Raw genomic sequence first — 21,400 nt, 5'->3', positions numbered from 1 at the left:
TGCCGACATGCTAAACCGCGTCGTGCTTCATTTTTGCGGTGTAGATGTATCGTTATGCTTCAAAACCCAAAACAATTCATGGCGCCTGACGGCTTTTCGGAAGAACTCGTTCTCGCCATAGGTTGGCGGGACCCGCCCGGCCAGCAGTCGTTGTATCCAGCGACGCAAACGTCGCTTGAACGGCATGGGCGGTTGCAGGTCATGCATCATACCCAATGCCATGGCCTTGTCGCGCTGTTGCTCCAGGGACATCGGCAAGCAGCAAGGATGCATTGCCAGACTCGAATCGAACGCCGGGGGCAGCGCGATGCCATGGCCGGCATCGCCCATCGGCCAGCGATCATTGTCATGCAGATGATTGGCATAGCCGAGCAGGGTTGGCTGCCAGTCCAGGCCTTTCAAAGCTTCGAGTACCGCCTCTTGAGCGCAGATATGGTCGGGATGCGGATCGAGGGTCGGATGCGGCAGCACGATGACGTCCGGGCGTGCTCGCAGCAACACTTCGCGCAGGTCGGCCAGCAAATTGTTCCAGGTCGGCGCACCGTCGGCATCACCGGGCAAGGCAAACGGGTTCAACTGGCGAAACAGGCGGGTGTCATTCAACTCCGCCTCTCGCGACCCCATCGGCTGCGACGGCGCCGCTTTCATGGCCGCCAGTTGCAGACAGAAATAACCCAGTTGCACGCAATGCGCTTCTGGCACTCCGGCCCAGCGCGGTACCGCGATGCTGTCCCAGGTGCGCAGACGGCCCTTGAGACGCGCCGCTTCGACCTTGTTCAGCCCAAACTGCTGATAGTGCTCGGCTTCGATCTCGCCAGCCGTCAGGGTGACAATCCAGGCCTCATTGGCCTGGCTGTACAAACCGTAGGCCGCCAGTTCGGCATCGTCGGCGTGTGGCGCGATGACCATCACCCGCTGACGGTGATAATCCGGCTGTTCAAAAGCCCAGAGCACCGGCTCGCCAGAAATCCGGCAGAAGCGCCCGCGCAAGCGCAGTTGGCCCTGGGATAGAACGTGCGCCTGACCAGTGAGGTTCAGGTAGCGCAGGCCATTCACCCCACGCTCGAAGGTTTGCCGATCCGGGTTGTTGCCCCCAGCCAGCTCAACCACCGGGTCGATAAAACGGCCCAACCAAGTGCTTTTTACCTGCAACGCCAACACCAGCGTGGCGTCGTCGACCAGCATGACGCCTTCGTCCAGCCGCAAATGCTCGCCCACCAGATGAACCTTGGGCCGCTGGGTGTAGGGCGGGAAGCTGTACTGATAATCGTCTTTCGGCGAATAGAACAAATGGTCGGCGAACCACGCCTCGTGAGCGATCCAGCCCAAAACCGCGAGCACCAGCGGCAACCACCAGGCCACCAGCATGCCAATGCCAATCAACAGCACCAGCGCTATCAGCAGGCCGAGGCGTTTGGTGCGACGGTGACGCTTGAGCAGTTGCTGTTTGCGACTCATGGGTTGGCTCATACGGTGAAGACCGGCACAGGATTGCACCAGCGGTCCTTGTATTCACGGTCGGCCCGACCGAAGGAAAACCTCAGCGGCTTATCCAGGGCTCGTGCGTGTTCCCAGGCGCTTTGGGTGTTGAGAAAACTCAGCACGCTGCCTGGGCTGAATTCGCGGGTTTCAGGGTCGACGCCACCATTGATGTACTCGACGCTGATCCACGCAGGCGCTTCAACCCGGTACACCAGTTGAATCGCAATCGGCGCATCGTTGAGGAAAATCACCGAGCCGATCAGCAGCTCGCGCAGCAACTCGATCACCTCGCCCATGCGCGTCGCACCGGTGGCAGGGAAACCCCAGCGGCGCTGGAACAAGTCGCAGTAGATCGCCGCTAATTCGGCACTGGAAAACTCGGACACCGGCCGCACCACTCCGCCCGCCTCTTCCAGCAGACGCAGTTCGCGGCGCTGGTTGTAGCGAAACTTCTTCGACAGTTCTTCCGGGGTCCGGGCCATGGCCAGTTGCTCGGTTTGCAACTTGATGCCGGTGAAGCGACCTTCGTTCAGCGCTGATAAATAGCGCCCGCGATGACGCAAGGGTGCCTGGGCATCGGCGGCGGCCGGCAGGATCAGCTCGGCATTGCCAAGGTCGAACAGGCCTTTCTTGCCACTGCGTTTGAGCACATCCTTGGACAGCGCCAGGTCGCGACCCCAGGTCGCAATCGCGGCTTTGACTTCGCCATCCTGCTCCCAGGCCAGGTAACGCACCGGGATCCCGGCCAACTGCGCCAAGCGTTCGACCACCAGCGGATGAGTGGCGACGCTGCCGCCAAAACGCTGCCAGGCATCGGCATACGTCGAGGCGTCAACCGACGCCCAGCCTCGTTCGCGCCAGCCTTGAAATCGGTTGAGCATCAGCCCCTCTGTGCCAGTTCGGTAACGTGTGGCAAATGCCAGAAAGCGTCGCGTACCGCCCGGTCGCTGAAGCGCTCTCGCAAACGGTCGAGCATCATCTCGGCGCATTGACGACGTTGCTGCTCATCCATCGCGGCCAAATGTTGCAGCCCTTGAGCCAAGTGCTCGGCATCGCCCAGCGGGAACAGAATGCCCACACCTTCAACCACTTCCTTCGCCCCACCGCACGCGGTGGCGAGCAACGGTACGCCAGCGGCCATGGCTTCGAGCAGCACCATGCCGAACGGTTCGTGATCGGAACTCAAGGCGAACACATCGAAAGCCCGGAAGTAGCGCCGGGCGTCAGGCACCTGCCCGAGGAACAGCACACGGTCGCCGATCCCGAGTTCGCGGGCCAACGACTTGAGGTCCTGTTCCAGGCGACCGGAACCGAGAATCACCAGTTGGCTGTTACCTGGCAAACCCGGCAACGCCGCAGCAAAACCGTGCAACAGCGTGGCCTGATCCTTGTCCGGATGCAGCCGCCCGACGTTGCCGACCACCCAGGCATCCGCCGCCAGACCGAGGGTTTCCCGAGCCTCACGAACCGATACCTGGCTGACCTGCAAGGACTGCACATCGATACGGTTGTAGAGCGTCTGAATCCGCGCCGCCGGCCATTTCGGCAGGCATTTGCGCATGTCGTCGCGCACCGCATCGGACACCCCGAGCAGGCTCAGGCGCTTGCGGAAAATATGCGCGAACAGTCTGCGGGTGCCGCGCTTGTAATCGCCAAACGCGTGGTGCACGCCAATCACCGGCAACGAAGTGCCGAGCAAGGCGATGTAGATCGGCTTGAAGCGATGGGCAATACAGAAGCTGAAATTGCGCGAAGCGGCGATCTTGCGCAGATCGCCGATGGCGCCCAGCTTCAGGCCACGAATAGCCTTGGAGCTGTATTCCATGAACAGCACTTCGTCGGAAGCGCAGCCCGCGGCGACCTCGGCATCGGCGGCCCCGGTCAAAAAGACCGTAGTCACCCGATAGCCAGTCCCCGCGAACAGGCTGGCGTACTGCCGGGCGCAGTCCAGGAACGGCCCGTCATAGCCGTGACAGAACTGCAACACATGGCGTTCAGCCGAGCGTGTCATAAGCGTCCGCGCCTTCTTTGACCACCAGAATGTCTTCCATGATCAGGTATTGCAGGTCGGAGCCGAAGAACATGTTCAGGGCGTCGGTCGGCGAGCAGATCATCGGCTCGCCACGACGGTTGAGCGAGGTGTTCAGCGACACGCCGTTGCCGGTCAGCACTTCCAGCGCTTTCATCATGTCGTAGTAGCGCGGGTTGTATTCGCGCTTGAGCACCTGGGCCCGGGAGGTGCCGTCTTCGTGGACGACTTCCGGCACGCGGGTCTTCCACTCTTCAGCCACTTCAAAGGTGAAGGTCATGAACGGCGCCGGGTGATCGATCTTGATCATCTGCGGGGCCACGGTGTCGAGCATCGACGGGCAGAAAGGCCTCCAGCGCTCGCGGAACTTGATCTGGTGGTTGATGCGGTCAGCCACGCCGGTCGCACTCGGGCAACCGATGATCGAACGACCACCCAACGCACGCGGACCAAACTCCATGCGGCCCTGGAACCAGGCCACCGGGTTGCCGTCGACCATGATCTTGGCGATGTTTTCCGGCATGTTCTCGAGCTTGCGCCAGGTTGGCTTGCTCGGGTGACGGGCACACGCGGCGATCACGTCTTCGTTGCTGTACGACGGGCCGAGGTAGACGTGTTCCATCTTCTCGACCGGTACGCCACGGGCGTGGGACACATAAGCCGCCGCACCGACCGCGGTGCCGGCATCGCCGGACGCCGGTTGCACGAACAGTTCGTTGACGTCGTCGCGGGCGATGATTTTCTGGTTCAGCTTGACGTTCAACGCACAGCCACCGGCGAAGGCCAGTTTGCCGGTTTCCTTGAGCACGTCGCCCAAGTAGTGGTCGATCATCTGCAGCGAGATCTTTTCGAACAGCGCTTGCATGCTGGCGGCATAGTGGATGTACGGCTCGTCGGCGATATCGCCTTCGCGCTTGCGGACCCAGCCACTCGATCAGCTTCGGCGAGAAGTAGAAGCCTTTGCCCTTCTCTTTGTAGCGACGCAGCCCGATAACGTTGGCGTAGTCGGTATTGATCACCAGCTCACCGTTTTCAAACGAAGCCAGGCGCGAGAAATCGTATTTGCTTGGATCGCCGTACGGCGCCATACCCATGACCTTGAACTCGCCATCGAGCATCTCGAAACCGAGGAACTCGGTGATCGCGCCGTACAGGCCGCCGAGGGAGTCAGGATCGAAGAATTCCTTGATCTTGTGGATCTTGCCGTTTTCGCCATAACCAAAGAAGGTCGTGGCGTACTCACCCTTGCCGTCGATCCCCAGGATCGCGGTCTTCTCTTTGAAACCGGAGCAGTGGTAAGCGCTGGAGGGTGAGCGGGGTGGTGCTCGACCGGTTCGATCTTGATTTTCTTCGGGTCGAAGCCCAGTTGCTCAAGGCAGAACACGATCTTGTTGCGATAGCGCTTGTAGCGACGGTTGCCCATCAGGATCGCGTCGAGGGCGCGGTCCGGGGCGTACCAGTAACGCTTGGCGTAGTGCCAGCGCGCTTTGCCGAACAGGCTGATCGGGGCGAACGGAATCGCGACCACATCAACGTCGGACGGCTTGATGCCTGCCTGTTCGAGGCAGAACTTCGCCGATTCGTAGGGCATGCGGTTCTTTGCATGTTTATCGCGTACGAAGCGCTCTTCCTCAGCCGCCGCGACCAGCTTGCCGTCGATGTACAAGGCTGCGGAAGGATCATGGCTAAGGGCGCCGGACAGGCCAAGAATCGTCAATGCCACAGGGGTCTAGCCTCTTTAGTCTGCATACAGGCGACAAGCGCCTCAAAAATTAATGTGCCCTCGCAAGGGGCGAGAGACAGCTAAAGGGCGGGATTATAGCGTAAACATGACGGGAATGACCCTGCGGTGATCAGCCGCTGAAGAAGGGGCGGCCAAAGGCTGCTGCCGGGGCTTATCCGCGACCCGGCCGCCAATAAATCGCAATATTGCCGTCGGCCCCCTGCCGATAGATCGTGTAGGGCAAGACCACCGTATCCAGAACACCCGACAGGCCCAAATCCAGCAAGACCAGTGGCACCAGAATACCGGTGGGGTCGGGTGGTGCGTTCAGTACGCAAAAGTCATAGGCCAGGCCGCTGTAGATGCGCGGGATGGATTGGCAGTAGGTCTTTTGTTTTCTGAGGCCGCGGGCGGCATCGGCATCGTCTTGCAGCACCGTTACGGCGGTGCCACAGCCGAATAAGGTCAGTGAACAGGCGCCCAGTACAACCGCTATTTTTTTCATCTGAATCTGCCTTTCGAGAACGTCAGGCAAACTAGCATTGGGGTTATTCAGGGCACAGTTCACGGCGTCTGTGGATCATGTAGGACGGTTCGTAAGAACTTGTCCTCCAATATGACAGGCCGGGGATTTTGTGTTGGATGAGAGGGCCTCTTCGCGAGCAAGCCCGCTCCCACAGTAGACCGAGTTGTTGGATAAACATGCGATCAAATGTGGGAGCGGGCTTGCTCGCGAAGGGATTCAGGCTGCGCCAGAGATGTCTTTGGGCAAACGCTGCTCAATGACTTGATACAGCGCACTGCTCTCAGGCCAGTTACGCATAAACCGCGCCCGATCCCGCGCATACGCCGGGGCAAAGCTGCCCGGCGAGCCGTGCTGACACATCGAATCGAGGTCGATCAGCGCCCAGCGATCCTGCTGCCAGAACAGGTTATGGCCCTTGAAATCGCCATGGCTGATTCGCTCGCGAATCAACTCTGCAAACAGATGATCCAGCGCCAGCAGCTCGGCTTCCGGCGCGGCGCCGCTCTCAACGTAGGGCGCAAATCGCTCGATGATGTCCGGCCCCGGCAAATACTCGGTCACCAGGTACGCCCGGCTGCGCAACCAGAGAAAACGCTTCTCCAGCAACGCCAAGGGTTTGGGTGTGGCAATGCCGAGGAACGCCAGCCGATTGCCTTCACGCCAGGAATGCCAGGCACGGCTCGGGCGCCAGAAGCGTTTGAGCCAATGGGCAAAGCCCTTGATGTTGTAGCGCTTGATCACCAGCGTGCGCCCGGCCACGTCGACCTTGCCAACACTCGCCGCGCCGCCGGTTTTGTACAAGTGGCCCTGATCGAGCAAAGCATCGGCCTGCTCCAGCACCGGCAGCATCGCCGCTTCTTCCTCGCGGCGAATCGCCCGTAAGCCAAACGCCCCGCGCTGGACGCTGAACAGCGTGCATTCGCGGCCGCACTTGATCAGGAAGTCCTTTAAGCGCCAACGGCGCACTTTGCTGATCTGCTTCTGCAAGGCTTCCATCGGCAAGGCGTGCTCGCCGTTGCTCAACAGGTAATACACCAGCAATTCTTCGGTGAACGGTTCCAGCGACTTCGGCAACTGGGCGAAAAATACGCCGAGATTTTCCAGGACTTTCTGCCGTGACAGCGGTTGGCCAGGGGTTTCGGCGCAGACGCCGCCGCCATCGATCAGGTACAAGCGACCGCGCTGGCGCAACAGGTTGTCCAGATGCAGGTCTTCCTGCCACAGACCCTTGCGATGCATTTGGCCGATCGCGCCCAACGCCTCGGCGAGCACGGCGCCGTTGCATGTCCGCCAGCACCGGCAAGTGTTCGACTTTTTCCAGGTCTCCCCCAAGCTCTCGGCGCCTTCGAGGAAATCGAACAGCAGCCAGCCGCCCTCGCCGTCCTTCAGGCCATCCGCCAGCAATTGCGGCGTGGTGAGGCCCTGATCAGCGAGTAAACGCACGCCATCGCGCTCACGCTGAAAATGCCGCGCCGCTTTGCTGCCAACCAGCAACTTGGCCAGCACCGGACGGCCACGCCAGACACCGGCACCGACGTAACGTTGGCCCGGCAACACCCGGAGCAAGCTCAACAGTTGCAACTCGGCGGGCCCGGCGGCATCGGCCAAAGGGATGTTCAACGGCAGGCTCGGGCTGCGGCCGGCGTTCTTTAGTTCGGACAAACGCATCAACGCGTCTCCTTGTGACTACGGCGCGCGGTCAATCGCGAGACCCAGTTGCCCACCAGAGAACTGTCACTCGACTGATCCACATAGCTGGCCAATAACGCGCGCAAATGACGTTCGTCCCACTCCGGCGCCCGGCGCAGCAACGGTTCCAGATCCTTGATCCGGTCACGCTGACCGAACAGCAAGGGCCGGGTCTTTTCCAGGTCAATCAACTGCGCCCGGTAACCGTCGCCGGTGGCCTGCAAGAAAATGTGCTTGGGGTAGAAGCAACCGTGAACCTGGCGCACACCATGCAGGCGCCGCGCCAGTTGCCCGCAGGCGTGCAGGATCGCCGAGTGCTGCACGTCGCTCAGATCTGACCAGCGCTGCAACAGCGAATCCAGGTCATCCCAACCATCCAGGGCGCGGGTCAGCAGAATCGCCCGGACTTCGCCGCCGACCTTACGCTCACCGAAAAACGCGGCTTGCAGTGCCGGGATGCCCATTTTCTGGTAGCGGGTGATATTGCGAAACTCGCGGGCGAAACTCGGCTCGCCCAACGGTGCGTGTAAGGTCCGGGTCAGGTAGTTGCACTGACGCTTGAGGTAAAAGCCCTGCCCTTCCAGATCCAGCCGATACACGCTGCTCCAGCCGCCGCGAGTGGTGTTGGGTTCATCCACCGCATCGAGCTGCTTGGCCCAGAGGGCGTCGAAGGTGCCGAGGCCGTGGCGCTCAAGCAGCGCACGGTCTTCAGCGGCCAGAAAATCGGTCATTCGCGTCCCTCGAAAAATCTCACCACGTGCCGGATCCGTTTTTTGTCGGCCGCGTCAAGCCGGGTCCGTTGGCGGTATTGCAGGTAGAAGCGCAGGCGCTGGGTGGCCGACAGGTGATACTTAGCCACCTTGTCGAGACAGGCCAGGTCCTTGGTGATTCGGTACTTGAGCCAGAAACCACGCCAGAAATCGCCATTCGGGCAATCGATCAGGAACAGCTTGGCGTCATCGTCGATCAGTAGGTTGCGCCACTTCAAATCGTTATGGGTGAAGCGGTTGTCGTGCATGGTCCGGGTGTATCCCGCCAACTGCCGACTAACGTGATCGACCCAGGCACGGTCTGCCAGTTTCGGGTCATGCCGATCAGCCAGCGCCGACAAGTCTTCGGTGCGCGGCAACTCGCGGGTGATCATCGCCCCACGGTCGTAGGCCGCACCGCGACGTTCCAGGCCCCAGGCCACCACTTCGGCGGTAGGGATGCCCCACTTGGCGAAGCGCTTGAGGTTCTGCCATTCGGCTTTCACCCGAGGCTTGCCCAGATAACGGCGCAGGCCTTTGCCGGCACCGACGTAACGTTTGACGTAATAGTTCACGCCGTTGCGGTTGACGCGGATGACCTCGGATAACGGATCGTGGGTCAGTTGCTCGCCCTGGAGGTTAAACACTGCTTCGAGGCTACCAAAGTCTTCACTCAGCTCGCTATACGCAGGTTCCAGTGTCCAACCCGACATTAGAGCGCGTCCCCGTATCGCTGTTTACGGTCGTAGAGTTTGTTGGCCTTGCCTTCGAGCCACGAGAGCAACGCAGCTTCCTCGGCAAGAATCTGACGCAAGGGCTGCTGGAAGTAGCCCTTGAGGAAACGCAGTTTGTCGCGCTGGGTCAGGCCGATATCGAGGGCCGAAAAGTACAGCGCAGCCAGATCCTTGTTGCGCCAGCGCTGAGTGATCGCCGGGCGGGTCTGGGCCCGATGCAGGTCGATCACCGAGAGTTTGAAGTCGTCAGCGGTTACCGGTTTGTCGGTGTGCAGCAGGAAATGGCAGATGTAGCAGTCGCGGTGGTTGACCCCGGCGCGGTGCATCATGCCGGTCATGCGTGCGACTTCAGCGATCAGTGCACGTTTGAGCTTCGGCTCCGGCGGGTTCTTGACCCAGTCGATGCTGAAATCTTCGAGGCTGACGGTCGGGGCCAGTTCTTCGGTAACGATGAACGAATGCTGGTCCGCCGGGTTGCTGCCCTTCTCGCCGTAAGCCACGGCGGTCATGGTCGGCACGCCGACGTCTTGCAGGCGCTGGATGGCTTTCCACTCCTGGCCCGCGCCGAGTACCGGCAGCTTGGCAGTGAGCAGGTTCTTGAAAATCTCGCCCCAGCCGATGCCACGGTGGATCTTCACGAAAAACCCGTTGCCGTTCACTTCAGTGCGCAGGGTCCGGCGCGCTTCGAGCTCGCGGTACACCTCGCCCTGCAAGCCCTCGACTTCGGCGAACGGGTCGCGTCCGGCCCACAGGCTCTTGAACGGTTCAGCCAGCATCAACTTCATTAAGCGTGCTCCGCCAGAATCACATCGGCCGCGTGCTGCGGCATGCTATAGAGGTCGGCCGTCTCGGCGAAGGCCAGACCGTTGCGGCTCCAGGCCGCCCGTGCTTGAGCATCATTCAACATGTCAGTCAGGTACTGCGTGAGCTGCGCCTGATCGAAGGGTTCGTCCAGCACCCGGCCGGCGTCGGCCTCGGCAATGTAATGGGCGTAACCACAGACCGCGCTCACCAGCACCGGCAACCCGGCCACCACAGCTTCAAGCAGCACCGTGCCGGTGTTTTCGTTGTACGCCGGGTGGATCAACAGGTCGGCACCGAGCAGGAAACGCGGGATATCGCTGCGGCCCTTGAGGAACGAAACGTTGTCGCCGAGCCCCAATGTGGCGCTCTGCATCTGGAATAACTTGGGGTCGTCCTGGCCAATTACAAACAGCCGGGTGCGTTTCTTCAGATCGGCGGGCAATGCTGCCAACGCCTTGAGGCTGCGATCCACACCCTTGGTCTTGAACCCGGAGCCGATCTGCACCAGCAACAAATCGTCATCCTTGAGGTTGAACTCACGACGGAATTCAGCGCGAATTTCAGCCGCATTCGCGGGTGCGCGACGATCCTGGGAAATGCCCGGCGGCAGCAAATGGAAACGCCCCAGCGGAGTGTCGTAATGCTTGATGAACAGCGGCTGCTGGACTTCGGAAATCATCAACACTTCAGTCTTGGCGTCCTTGGCGAACACCGCGCGCTCGTACTCGGCGAAGTGCCGGTAGCGGCCCCAACGACGGTACAGCGAATTGCGCAGGTTCTGCGCCTTGTCCTCAAAGCAGCCGTCGGCCGCGTAGTAGACGTCCAGGCCCGGCATCTTGTTGAAACCGATCAGGCGGTCCACCGGACGCTTGGCCAGATCGGCCTCCATCCACTCGGTGAGCTTTTCGTTACGTCGATGATTGAAGAACGCCTTGACGGGCGCCACCAGCACTTCGAAACCCGGCGGAACATCACCTTCCCAGATCAGCGTGTAGACGCGGATCTGATGACCTCGCTGCTGACACTCCAGGGCGATGCGCATGAAATCGCGCTGCAAACCGCCAAACGGAAAGTATTTATAAAGGACAAAAGCCAATTGCATCAGCGCAGCTCCTCAGCCAGTAACAACGTGCTCAGTCGGCTGGCGACACGCTGGGGATTCAGACGCGTGAAGCACAGGGGCCACTCGCGCTTCAGGTCAAACTGACGGGCATCATCGGCCGTCGGTTGATAGGTGCATTTCTTTTGCAGGCACGGCGCGCACGGGAAGTCGCTGGCGATGTGAATCTGCGCCTTGCCATAGGCGCCGGTCAGGCCTGGATTGGTCGGGCCGAACAGCGACAGGGTCGGTACGTCCAGCGCCGCGGCCAGATGGCCGAGCCCGGTGTCCACGGCCACGCACGCCTGTGCGCCGGCCAATACTTTGCCGACGCCGGCCAGGTTCAGTTTGGGCAGCACTTCAACATGCCGGAAACCGGCGGCGATGCGCTCGGCACGGGCCTTTTCAATCGGATTGCCCCACGGCAGTTTCACCGCGACGCCAAGGTGACCGACCCGTTCGGCCAGTTCACGCCAGTAATATTCCGGCCAGTGCTTGGTGTCCCAAGTGGTGCCGTGGAGAAATAGCACGTACGGATTCTTGCGCGGCAGTTCCACCATGCGTTCGACGTTCAGGCCGTAATCGCCCAAACCTTTGGGTAAGTCGTAACCCAATGCCAACGCGAACAACTGACGCACTCGCTCGACTGCGTGTTGCCCACGACCCACGGCCAGGCGCCGGGAGTAGAAGCGTGCGGCCATCGGCTCACGGGCGGAGTGCTTGTCCAGCCCAGCCACTGGAGCCTTGACGTAGCGGGTCAGCCAGGCGCTTTTCAGCAAGCCTTGGGCATCGATCACCAAGTCGTATTTAGTGGCGCGGACGCTCTGTTTGAAGCGTTTCCACTCGCCACTTTTGATGGTCTGCCAGATGTTTTTGCGCCAGCGACGGATCGCCACCGGGATCACCTTGCCCACGGCCGGGTGCCAGGTCGGGATCTCGGCGAAGCCTTCTTCCACCACCCAGTCGAACTTGATGCCGGGGATTGCCCGCGCCGCGTCGGTCAACGCTGGCAACGCATGAATCACGTCGCCCAGCGAAGAAGTCTTGATCAACAGAACCCGCAAACTAATTGACCTCGACCACAGTGCCCTGCAACCGCTGCAAGGCTTCGTTCACCGGTTGCGGCATCAACTGGCGCAGGCAGTTGTAATGACCGAAGCGGCAGGTGCGATCGAAGCAGGGACTGCATTCGATGCCCAGGCGCACAATTTCGACGTGCTCGGCCAGCGGCGGGGTGAAGCCCGGCGAGGTCGAGCCGTAGACGGCGACCAGCGGACGGTTCAGCGCCGCAGCAACGTGCATCAGGCCTGAATCGTTGGAGACCACTGCATCGGCGCAGGACATCAAGTCGATAGCTTCGGCCAGCGAGGTGCCTCCGCTGAGGTTCACCGACTCTTCACGCAATCCGGGAATCAGCCGCGCGCGGATGTCTTCGCCGACGGCGTGATCGTTTTTCGAGCCGAACAACCAGACCTGCCAACCTTCGCGAATCTTCGCTTCGGCGACTTTGGCGTAGTGCTCGGACGGCCAGCGCTTGGACTCGCCGAACTCTGCGCCGGGGCACAGCGCCAACACTGGGCGATCCAGCTCGAGACCGAACTTGGCCATCGCCGCCTCGCGGGTGACCGGGTCGATTTGCAGGCTTGGGCGTGGATAGGGTTTCGGCAGATCCGCGCCCGGCTCGTAGGCCAAGGCCATGAAGCGCTCGATCATCAACGGGTAACGCTCTTTATCCAGCGTGCGCACGTCATTGAGCAGGCCGTAGCGGAACTCGCCACGCCAGCCCGTGCGTTTCGGGATACCGGCGAAGAACGGCACCAACGCCGACTTCAGGGAGTTGGGCAGCAGGATTGCCTGGTCGTACTGGCCGGCCAGGGATTTGCCGATGCGGCGACGGGTCGCCAGCTCGAGGGCGCCGTGGCCGAGCGGGAAGCTCAAGGCCTGGCGCACTTCGGGCATACGCTCAAGAATCGGCCGGCTCCACTCGGGGGCCAGCACGTCGATTTCGCATTGCGGGTGGCGTTGCTTGAGACACTGAAACAGTGTCTGCGCCATCACCATGTCACCGACCCAACTGGGCCCAACGATCAGAATTTTCATGTGGTTTCCAAAACGAACCGGGGAGGCATACGCCTCCCCGCCTCGAGAATCACTGCGGGAACAGGGCTGCTTGCGATGGGTCATCACCTTCAACATGACTGTCGACTGTCACTCCGCTATCGCGAGCAGGCTCGCTCCCACATTGGGTATTGGTGCACATCCAGTGCGGTGCAGCTTAGCTGCTTCAATCTACAAAACACCGCAGATCTACTTGGGGTATTGGTGCATTAATCTAGCAAACACTGAAGATCTACTGTGGGAGCGGGCTTGCTCGCGAAAGGGCCAGCACATCCAGCATCAGTGGTGACTGACACTCCGCTTTCGCGAGCAAGCCCGCTCCCACATTTTAATCTCGCCGCTTCAACTACCGAGTTTCAGCTTAGCCCCAGCTCGCGCCAGATCCGCAACACCTGCCGCCGTTCGTCCACGAACTGATCGCCCGGTATCACCCCGGCGTCCTTCTGCAAGGCCTGCCGGTGTGCGGCGGAGCGGTAGGCTTTATAGGCCTCGCGCAGCAGGCTGGCGTCTTCGGCGGGCATCAGCCCTTCCTGCTCCAACCCTTCCAGAATGCGGATGTTATCGGTCCAGCGCAGCAATGACGGGTGCTGTTCGGACCACGCCAGGGTCGCGTATTGCACCATAAATTCAATATCGACGATACCTCCGGCGTCCTGCTTGAGATCGAACGGCGCCGTGGCTTCGAAGGCATTTGCCGCGGTACCGGCGGCGGTGCTCTTGCTGCCGAGGTTATCGCGCATCTTGGCGCGCATCTCGCTGACCTCCTGACGCAAGGTCGGCAAATCCCGGGCCTTGCCCAAAATCGCCGCGCGAACCTTCTCGAACGCCTGGCCGACATCCTGACTGCCCACCAGCACCCGCGCCCGCACCAACGCCTGATGTTCCCAGGTCCAGGCTTCGTTTTCCTGGTAGCGGGCAAACGCCCCCAGGGAACTCACCAGCAACCCGGATGCACCGGACGGTCGCAGCCGCATGTCGACTTCATACAACTGACCGGAGTTGGTCTGCGCCGTCAGCAAGTGAATGATCCGCTGCCCCAACCGGGTGAAGAATTGCGCACCGTCGATCGGTTTCACGCCGTCGGTTTCCGCTTGCGGATCGCCGTCATGAATAAACACCAGGTCCAGGTCCGAACCATGCCCAAATTCCAGGCCGCCGACCTTCCCATAACCGACAATCACGAAGCCGGGATCGCACAACGTACCGTCGGTACGCAGCGGCGTGCCGTATTTGGCCACCGTTTGACGCCAGGCCAGGGCCAGCACTTGTTCGAGGATCGCCTCGGCGAGCCAGGTCAGGTAATCGCTGACCTTCATCAACGGCAGGCTGCCGGCGATTTCCGAGGCCGCAACCCGCAAGCGGTGCGCCAGTTTGAAATGGCGCAGGGCTTCCATTTGTTGTTCGAGGTCGTCCTCGGGAATCCGCGTCAGGCGCTCGCGCAATTCAGCGGCCAGTTCCGGTGCCAGCGGCGGCTTGAACAGTCGGCCTTCGTTGAGCAATTCATCGAGCAACAACGGGAAGCGGGTGATCTGCTCGGCAATCCACGGGCTCGCAGCGCACAAGGTCAGCAAGCGACGCAGGGCGCCGGGGTTTTCCGTCAGCAACACTAAATAAGCCGAACGCCGGGCCACGGCCTCAACCAGTGGCAGCACTCGCTCCAGCACCAGATCAGGATTGGCGTGCTCCACGGCCTGGGCCAGCAAGCGCGGAATAAAGGCATCGAGGCGCTCGCGACCCAAACGCTGCATGGCCCGCAATTGCGGACTGCTGCGCAGGCTGGCCAAGGTTTTCAGAGCCTTGGAAGCATCGGCAAAACCACCCTCTTCCAACTGCCGGCAAGCGGCCTCTTCGTCCTGGGACTCTTCCCACAACGGCAGCCACTCACCCCCGACCACCACTTCGGCTTCAGCGCCTTCCTCTTCGTCAGGATCGGCAATCACCTGAGCGAAGTGCCACGCCACCCGACCACGCCAATACATCAGCCGCTCATGAAATGCCGGCCAATCGGCAAAGCCGAGCATGAAGGCGATCCGCGCCCGATCCTGTGCGCCATCCGGCAGCATCTGGGTCTGGCGGTCGGCAATCGCCTGGATTGCGTGTTCGGTGTAACGCAAGAATTCGTAGCCGTTACGCAACTCACTGATCACAGGTTCCGGCAGGTAACCCTGCCCTTCCAGCGTGCTCAGTACTTTTAATAGCGGACGTTGTTGCAGGCTCAGGTCGCGACCGCCGTGAATCAGCTGGAATGCCTGGGCGATAAATTCCACTTCGCGGATGCCGCCGGAGCCGAGTTTGATGTTGTCGGCCATGCCCTTACGCCGGACTTCCTGCTGGATCAGCTGCTTCATGGTGCGCAGCGCTTCGATGGCCGAGAAGTCCAGGTAACGCCGGTAAACGAACGGTCGCAGCATGTCGAGCAACTGCGCGCCGGCCACTTGATCTCCGGCCACCACGCGGGCCTTGATCATGGCGTAGCGTTCCCAGTCACGCCCCTGATCCTGGTAATACTGTTCGAGGGCGTTGAAGCTCAAGACCAACGCGCCAGCCGAGCCGTAAGGACGCAGGCGCATGTCGACGCGGAACACGAAGCCGTCAACGGTCATCGGGTCCAGCGCCTTGATCAACCGCTGACCGAGGCGAATGAAAAACTCCTGATTATCCAACGAGCGCTTCACCCCGACGGTTTCGCCGCCCTCGGGGTAAGCGAAGATCAGGTCGATGTCTGACGAGAGGTTCAGCTCGACCGCGCCGAGCTTGCCCATGCCGAGAATGACCATGTGCTGCGGCTCGCCACTGCGCCGGCCGGTGGGCACGCCGAATTGCTGGCAATGCCGCGAGTACAACCACTGATAGGCCTGATCGATGCTCGCATCGGCCATGTCCGAGAGGTCGCGGCAGGTCTGGATCAAATCGGCCTGGCGGGTCAGGTCGCGCCAGATGATGCGCACTTGCTGGCGGGTGCGCTGGCGGCGCAGGGCGCGGCCGAGTTCGTCTTCGGTTTGCGCCGCATTCACTGCCGCCGCGATCTGCGCGCACAGCTCACCGGGGGCGAAGCTGCGATCCAGTTCGCCGGACTGCACCAGCGCCAGCAACATCAAAGGGTCACGAATGCTCTGTTCAATCACGAAGTCGCTGGCGCCGACGACGCGGGCCAATTGCGCCCAGCGTTCAGGCGTCCAGGCAGACAGGCCATGATCGTCTTCTAATAAAGCGACGGACGCACGGAACGACTGTTCGGCACGGGTGACCAATGGCTCAAGAATGGCGGGCAGTTCGGCAAGCGAAGGCAGGGTCATGGTCTATCCTTGATCGGCGTGTGAAGGGGCTCATGTAGTGATTCTTGAAAACACGCTACGTGACCGACTGTCGAACAAAGGTTAGAAATAGCTGAAATTTCTTTTATTTTGGCAGCCAACATCAAGCTTTCACCTTTTCTGGTTGGTAAAAGACCAACCTTAACGATTATTCTCACCACGCAGCCGGAGGCCACAAGCCATTCATCTGTAGTTTTACTACTCGTCTATACATTCGAAAGGCTGAAATGCCCGTTGATTTGTAGTAAAACTACACGCCGCCGGAACAACCTCTCGGCAATCCAAGAATTTATATCGTCTGCCCACAAGGCCAGTCGCAAACTCAGGCAACCGATTCTGGAAGCCTTTCCGCCCTGGAGCAAGCCATGCAAGACCTCGATCCCGTCGAAACCCAGGAATGGCTGGACGCCCTGGAATCGGTTCTCGACAAAGAAGGCGAAGACCGCGCTCACTATCTGATGACCCGTATGGGCGAATTGGCAACCCGTAGCGGTTCGCAACTGCCTTACGCCATCACCACGCCATACCGCAACACCATTCCAGTTACCCACGAAGCACGCATGCCTGGCGACCTGTTCATGGAACGCCGCATTCGCTCGTTGGTACGCTGGAACGCGATGGCCATGGTGATGCGCACGAACCTGAAAGATTCTGACCTGGGCGGTCACATCTCCAGCTTCGCTTCCAGTGCAACCCTGTACGACATCGGCTTCAACTACTTCTTCCAGGCCCCGACCGACGAACACGGCGGCGACCTGATCTACTTCCAGGGCCACACCTCGCCAGGCGTTTACGCCCGTGCGTTCATGGAAGGTCGCATCACCGAAGAACAAATGAACAACTTCCGCCAGGAAGTCGACGGTCAGGGCTTGTCGTCCTATCCGCACCCTTGGCTGATGCCTGACTTCTGGCAGTTCCCGACCGTATCCATGGGTCTGGGCCCGATCCAGGCAATCTACCAGGCACGCTTCATGAAGTACCTGGAAGCCCGTGGCTTCATCCCTGAAGGCAAGCAAAAAGTCTGGTGCTTCCTGGGCGACGGCGAGTGCGACGAGGCCGGAATCCCTGGGCGCGATCTCGCTGGCTGGCCGCGAGAAGCTCGACAACCTCGATCTTCATCATCAACTGCAACCTGCAGCGCCTCGATGGACCCGTCCGCGGAAACGGAAAGATCATCCAGGAGCTCGAGAGCTTCTTCCGCGGTGCCGGCTGGAACGTCATCAAAGTCGTCTGGGGCCGCGAGTGGGACGACCTCCTGTCCCGCGACGTCGACGGCGCCCTGCTCAACCTCGATGAACGTCACCCCCGACGGCGACTACCAGACGTACAAGGCCGAGAGCGGCGCATACGTTCGCGAGACACTTCTTCGGCTCGCCAGAACCCGCGCGCCCTGAAGCTCGTCGAAGGCTACACCGACGACGAGATCTGGAACCTCAAGCGTGGCGGCCACGACTACCGCAAGGTCTACGCGGCGTACCACGAAGCGGTCAACCACAAAGAACAACCGACCGTCATCCTGGCCAAGACCATCAAAGGTTATGGCACCGGTGCCGGCGAAGCGAAAAACACTGCGCACAACACCAAGAAAGTCGATGTCGACAGCCTGAAGTTGTTCCGTGATCGTTTCGACATCCCGGTCAAAGACGAAGAGCTGGAAAACCTGCCCTTCTTCAAACCAGAACCAAACAGCGCCGAAGCCCGCTACCTCAGCGAGCGCCGCACTGCATTGGGCGGTTTCGTGCCACAGCGTCGCGCCGAGAGCTTCAGCGTGCCGACACCGTCACTCGATACCCTCAAGGCTATTCTTGACGGCTCGGGCGACCGTGAAATTTCCACCACCATGGCTTTCGTGCGGATCCTCGCGCAATTGGTCAAGGACAAGGAAATCGGTCCGCGCATCGTTCCGATCATCCCGGACGAAGCCCGTACCTTCGGTATGGAAGGCATGTTCCGTCAGTTGGGTATCTACTCGTCCGTCGGCCAGCTCTACGAGCCAGTCGATAAAGACCAGGTGATGTTCTACCGCGAAGACAAGAAGGGCCAGATCCTCGAAGAAGGCATCAACGAAGCGGGCGCCATGAGCTCCTTCATCGCTGCCGGTACTTCGTACTCCAGCCACAACCAGCCAATGCTGCCGTTCTACATCTTCTACTCGATGTTCGGCTTCCAGCGTATCGGCGACCTCGCCTGGGCCGCTGGCGACAGCCGTACCCGTGGCTTCCTGATCGGCGGCACCGCCGGCCGGACCACGCTGAACGGCGAAGGCCTGCAACACGAAGATGGTCACAGCCACATCCTGGCCGGCACCATCCCGAACTGCCGCACCTTTGATCCAACCTACGGCTATGAGCTGGCGGTGATCATCCAGGACGGCATGAAGAAGATGACCGAAGAGCAGCAGGACGTTTTCTACTACATCACCGTGATGAACGAGTCCTACCAGCAGCCAGCCATGCCGGCCGGTGTCGAGGAAGGCATCATCAAGGGCATGTACCTGCTCGAGGAAGACACCCGCGAAGCGGCGCACCACGTTCAGCTGATGGGCTCCGGCACCATCCTGCGTGAAGTCCGTGAAGCGGCGAAGATCCTGCGTGAACAGTTCAACATCGGCGCTGACGTGTGGAGCGTTACCAGCTTCAACGAACTGCGTCGCGATGGCCTGGCCGTAGAACGCACCAACCGTCTGCACCCGGGCCAGAAGCCTAAGCTGAGCTACGTCGAAGAATGCCTGAACGGCCGTAAAGGTCCGGTCATTGCCTCTACCGACTACATGAAACTGTTCGCTGAACAAATTCGTCAGTGGGTCCCGTCCAAGGAATTCAAAGTCCTGGGCACCGATGGTTTCGGCCGCAGTGACAGCCGTAAGAAGCTGCGTCACTTCTTCGAAGTCGACCGTCATTTCGTGGTGTTGGCAGCCCTGGAAGCCTTGGCTGACCGTGGTGACATCGAACCTAAGGTGGTGGCTGAAGCCATCGTCAAGTTCGGTATCAACCCGGAAAAACGCAACCCACTGGACTGCTGAGGAGACATTCTGTGAGCGAACTCATTCGAGTACCTGACATCGGCAGCGGTGAAGGTGAAGTAATCGAACTATTTGTGAAGGTCGGCGACCGTATCGAAGCCGACCAGAGCATCCTGACGCTTGAGTCGGACAAGGCGAGCATGGAGATTCCTGCCCCGAAGGCCGGCATCGTCAAAAGCCTGAAAGTAAAAATCGGCGATCGCCTGAAAGAAGGCGACGAACTGCTGGAGCTGGAAGTCGAAGGTGCCGCTGCTGCGGCCCCTGCGGCAACCGCTGCCGCTGCGCCGGCCGCCAAAGCTGAAGCAAAACCGGCTGCTGCACCTGCTCCGGCAGCGGCTGCACCGGCCGCTGCTCCAGCCGCTGCAACCACTCAGCAGATTCACGTGCCGGATATCGGTTCGTCGGGCAAGGCCCAGATCATCGAGATCCAGGTCAAAGTCGGCGACACCGTCGCTGCTGATCAGTCGCTGATCACTCTGGAATCCGACAAGGCAAGCATGGAAATCCCATCGCCTGCCGCTGGCGTGGTTGAAAGCATCAGCGTCAAGTTGAACGACGATGTCGGTACCGGCGACCTGATCCTGGCGTTGAAAGTGGCAGGTGCTGCTGCACCGGCTGCGGCCGCGCCAGCTCAAGCTGCTGCGCCTGCTCCGGCAGCCGCTGCTGCTCCAGCCGCCGCGCCTGCTGCACCGGTTGCCGACACCGTTCAGGACATTCATGTCCCGGACATCGGCTCGTCGGGCAAGGCCAAGATCATCGAAGTACTGGTCAAGGCTGGCGACACCGTCACCGCCGACCAGTCGCTGATCACTCTGGAATCCGACAAGGCGAGCATGGAAATTCCATCGCCTGCCGCTGGCGTGGTGGAAAGCGTTTCCATCAAGCTGGATGACGAAGTCGGTACCGGCGACCTGATCCTGAAATTGAAAGTCAAAGGCGTTGCTCCGGCAGCTGCCCCGGCTCCAGCCGCTGCTGCTCCGGCTGCCGCTGCTCCTGTGGCGTCGGCTCCGGCTGCTGCGCCTGCCGCACCGGTTGCTGCTGCACCGGTCAAGTCGGGTGCCAAGGTTCACGCTGGTCCGGCAGTACGCCAACTGGCCCGTGAATTCGGCGTCGAACTGAACGCGGTCAGCCCAAGCGGCCCGCACGGTCGTGTGCTGAAAGAAGACGTGCAGGTTTACGTCAAAGCCATGATGCAGAAGGCCAAGGAAGCACCGGCCGCCGCAGCTGGCGCAACCGGCGGCGCGGGCATCCCGCCGATTCCGGTCGTGGACTTCAGCCGCTTCGGTGAAATCGAAGAAGTGCCGATGACTCGCCTGATGCAAATCGGCGCGTCGAGCCTGCACCGCAGCTGGTTGAACATCCCGCACGTGACTCAGTTCGATTCGGCTGATATCACCGACTTGGAAGCGTTCCGCATCGCGCAGAAAGCCGTTGCAGAGAAGGCTGGCGTCAAGCTGACCATCCTGCCGCTGCTGCTCAAGTCGTGTGCGCACCTGCTCAAGGAACTGCCGGACTTCAACAGTTCGCTGGCACCTAGCGGCAAGGCGATCATCCGCAAGAAGTACGTAAACATCGGCTTCGCGGTCGACACCCCGGATGGCCTTCTGGTACCGGTCATCAAGAACGTCGACCAGAAAAGCCTTCTGCAGCTTGCGGCTGAGGCGGCTGTGCTGGCCGCCAAAGCCCGCGACAAAAAGCTTACCGCTGACGACATGCAAGGCGCCTGCTTCACCATTTCCAGCCTCGGCCACATTGGCGGCACCGGCTTCACGCCGATCGTCAACGCGCCGGAAGTGGCGATCCTCGGTGTTTCCAAGGCAACCATCCAGCCAGTCTGGGACGGCAAAGCCTTCCAGCCGAAGCTGATGCTGCCGCTGTCGTTGTCCTACGATCACCGTGTGATCAACGGCGCCGCTGCTGCACGCTTCACCAAGCGTCTGAGCGACCTGCTGGCGGACATCCGCACCATCTTGCTGTAACACCTGACACGCCCTCCTTCACCGGAGGGCCTGTCGCGTTCCACGATTTCCGAGCGCCACGCTCGTACCTCAACCCCGCCAATTTGGCGGGGCTTTTTTTGCCTGAAAGAAAGTACCTGGCAACTTCCTACA

The 21,400-nt window shown here is 60.8% G+C and carries 13 protein-coding genes and 2 pseudogenes; 2 read left to right on the top strand and 13 right to left on the bottom strand.

Annotated elements, in window-relative coordinates; genetic code table 11:
• Nucleotides 1–27: 27 nt before the first annotated feature.
• The 13 genes and pseudogenes from RHM58_RS11020 to glnE all read right to left on the bottom strand — a co-directional run bounded on the left by RHM58_RS11020 (nucleotide 28) and on the right by glnE (nucleotide 16,249).
• Nucleotides 28–1,458, bottom strand: a complete 1,431-nt coding sequence (locus RHM58_RS11020) for a PIG-L deacetylase family protein (RefSeq protein WP_322270362.1) — start codon at nucleotides 1,456–1,458, stop codon at nucleotides 28–30.
• 8 nt (nucleotides 1,459–1,466) lie between these two features.
• Complete coding sequence (locus RHM58_RS11015) at nucleotides 1,467–2,363, bottom strand: antimicrobial resistance protein Mig-14 (RefSeq protein WP_322270361.1); 897 nt, start codon at nucleotides 2,361–2,363, stop codon at nucleotides 1,467–1,469.
• On the bottom strand, nucleotides 2,363–3,493 hold the full coding sequence (locus RHM58_RS11010; RefSeq protein ID WP_201200045.1) for a glycosyltransferase: 1,131 nt from the start codon (nucleotides 3,491–3,493) through the stop codon (nucleotides 2,363–2,365). Before RHM58_RS11010 ends, RHM58_RS11015 begins: the two co-directional genes overlap by 1 nt.
• Nucleotides 3,477–5,234: pseudogene (locus tag RHM58_RS11005) on the bottom strand (carbamoyltransferase). The gene RHM58_RS11010 and the pseudogene RHM58_RS11005 overlap by 17 nt, the downstream one beginning before the upstream one ends.
• Nucleotides 5,235–5,406: 172 nt before the next feature.
• Nucleotides 5,407–5,739 (bottom strand): YceK/YidQ family lipoprotein, encoded by a 333-nt coding sequence (locus tag RHM58_RS11000; protein WP_201254952.1) that lies wholly within the window; start codon nucleotides 5,737–5,739, stop codon nucleotides 5,407–5,409.
• 237 nt (nucleotides 5,740–5,976) lie between these two features.
• Nucleotides 5,977–7,428: pseudogene (locus tag RHM58_RS10995) on the bottom strand (lipopolysaccharide kinase InaA family protein).
• Nucleotides 7,428–8,180: a lipopolysaccharide kinase InaA family protein gene (locus RHM58_RS10990; RefSeq protein WP_201200041.1), complete on the bottom strand. Its 753-nt coding sequence runs from the start codon at nucleotides 8,178–8,180 to the stop codon at nucleotides 7,428–7,430. Before RHM58_RS10990 ends, RHM58_RS10995 begins: the two are co-directional and overlap by 1 nt.
• Nucleotides 8,177–8,911: a lipopolysaccharide kinase InaA family protein gene (locus tag RHM58_RS10985; protein WP_201200039.1), complete on the bottom strand. Its 735-nt coding sequence runs from the start codon at nucleotides 8,909–8,911 to the stop codon at nucleotides 8,177–8,179. The genes RHM58_RS10990 and RHM58_RS10985 overlap by 4 nt, the downstream gene beginning before the upstream one ends.
• Nucleotides 8,911–9,717, bottom strand: coding sequence for a lipopolysaccharide core heptose(I) kinase RfaP (gene rfaP, locus RHM58_RS10980; RefSeq protein ID WP_201200037.1), 807 nt, complete (start codon nucleotides 9,715–9,717; stop codon nucleotides 8,911–8,913). The genes RHM58_RS10985 and rfaP overlap by 1 nt, the downstream gene beginning before the upstream one ends.
• Nucleotides 9,717–10,838 (bottom strand): glycosyltransferase family 4 protein, encoded by a 1,122-nt coding sequence (locus RHM58_RS10975; RefSeq protein ID WP_322270357.1) that lies wholly within the window; start codon nucleotides 10,836–10,838, stop codon nucleotides 9,717–9,719. Before RHM58_RS10975 ends, rfaP begins: the two co-directional genes overlap by 1 nt.
• Nucleotides 10,838–11,899, bottom strand: a complete 1,062-nt coding sequence (gene waaC, locus RHM58_RS10970) for a lipopolysaccharide heptosyltransferase I (protein ID WP_201200033.1) — start codon at nucleotides 11,897–11,899, stop codon at nucleotides 10,838–10,840. The genes RHM58_RS10975 and waaC overlap by 1 nt, the downstream gene beginning before the upstream one ends.
• A gap of 1 nt (nucleotide 11,900) precedes the next feature.
• Complete coding sequence (gene waaF, locus RHM58_RS10965) at nucleotides 11,901–12,935, bottom strand: lipopolysaccharide heptosyltransferase II (RefSeq protein WP_201200032.1); 1,035 nt, start codon at nucleotides 12,933–12,935, stop codon at nucleotides 11,901–11,903.
• 374 nt (nucleotides 12,936–13,309) lie between these two features.
• Nucleotides 13,310–16,249, bottom strand: coding sequence for a bifunctional [glutamate--ammonia ligase]-adenylyl-L-tyrosine phosphorylase/[glutamate--ammonia-ligase] adenylyltransferase (gene glnE, locus RHM58_RS10960; protein ID WP_322270356.1), 2,940 nt, complete (start codon nucleotides 16,247–16,249; stop codon nucleotides 13,310–13,312).
• A 1,063-nt stretch (nucleotides 16,250–17,312) separates the two neighbouring features.
• On the opposite strand from glnE, the gene aceE reads away from it, so the two are divergent.
• On the top strand, nucleotides 17,313–19,289 hold the full coding sequence (gene aceE / locus RHM58_RS10955; protein WP_322270355.1) for a pyruvate dehydrogenase (acetyl-transferring), homodimeric type: 1,977 nt from the start codon (nucleotides 17,313–17,315) through the stop codon (nucleotides 19,287–19,289).
• Nucleotides 19,290–19,300: 11 nt separating this feature from the next.
• Nucleotides 19,301–21,268 (top strand): dihydrolipoyllysine-residue acetyltransferase, encoded by a 1,968-nt coding sequence (aceF, locus tag RHM58_RS10950; protein ID WP_322270353.1) that lies wholly within the window; start codon nucleotides 19,301–19,303, stop codon nucleotides 21,266–21,268.
• The last annotated feature ends 132 nt before the right edge of the window (nucleotides 21,269–21,400 follow it).

The sequence above is a fragment of the Pseudomonas sp. 10S4 genome (assembly GCF_034344865.1).
GTDB lineage: Bacteria > Pseudomonadota > Gammaproteobacteria > Pseudomonadales > Pseudomonadaceae > Aquipseudomonas.
Note: the sequence above shows the minus strand (reverse complement) of the source record. Positions and strands in the feature narration are given on the sequence as shown.

Excerpts from the sequence above, each read along its gene's own strand:
- RHM58_RS10975 (WP_322270357.1), bottom strand. The coding sequence starts at position 10,838 with ATGCAATTGGCTTTTGTCCTTTATAAATACTTTCCGTTTGGCGGTTTG.
- RHM58_RS10990 (WP_201200041.1), bottom strand. The coding sequence starts at position 8,180 with ATGACCGATTTTCTGGCCGCTGAAGACCGTGCGCTGCTTGAGCGCCAC.
- RHM58_RS11020 (WP_322270362.1), bottom strand. The coding sequence starts at position 1,458 with ATGAGTCGCAAACAGCAACTGCTCAAGCGTCACCGTCGCACCAAACGC.
- rfaP (WP_201200037.1), bottom strand. The coding sequence starts at position 9,717 with ATGAAGTTGATGCTGGCTGAACCGTTCAAGAGCCTGTGGGCCGGACGC.
- RHM58_RS11015 (WP_322270361.1), bottom strand. The coding sequence starts at position 2,363 with ATGCTCAACCGATTTCAAGGCTGGCGCGAACGAGGCTGGGCGTCGGTT.
- RHM58_RS11010 (WP_201200045.1), bottom strand. The coding sequence starts at position 3,493 with ATGACACGCTCGGCTGAACGCCATGTGTTGCAGTTCTGTCACGGCTAT.
- RHM58_RS11000 (WP_201254952.1), bottom strand. The coding sequence starts at position 5,739 with ATGAAAAAAATAGCGGTTGTACTGGGCGCCTGTTCACTGACCTTATTC.
- RHM58_RS10985 (WP_201200039.1), bottom strand. The coding sequence starts at position 8,911 with ATGTCGGGTTGGACACTGGAACCTGCGTATAGCGAGCTGAGTGAAGAC.
- waaF (WP_201200032.1), bottom strand. The coding sequence starts at position 12,935 with ATGAAAATTCTGATCGTTGGGCCCAGTTGGGTCGGTGACATGGTGATG.
- glnE (WP_322270356.1), bottom strand. The coding sequence starts at position 16,249 with ATGACCCTGCCTTCGCTTGCCGAACTGCCCGCCATTCTTGAGCCATTG.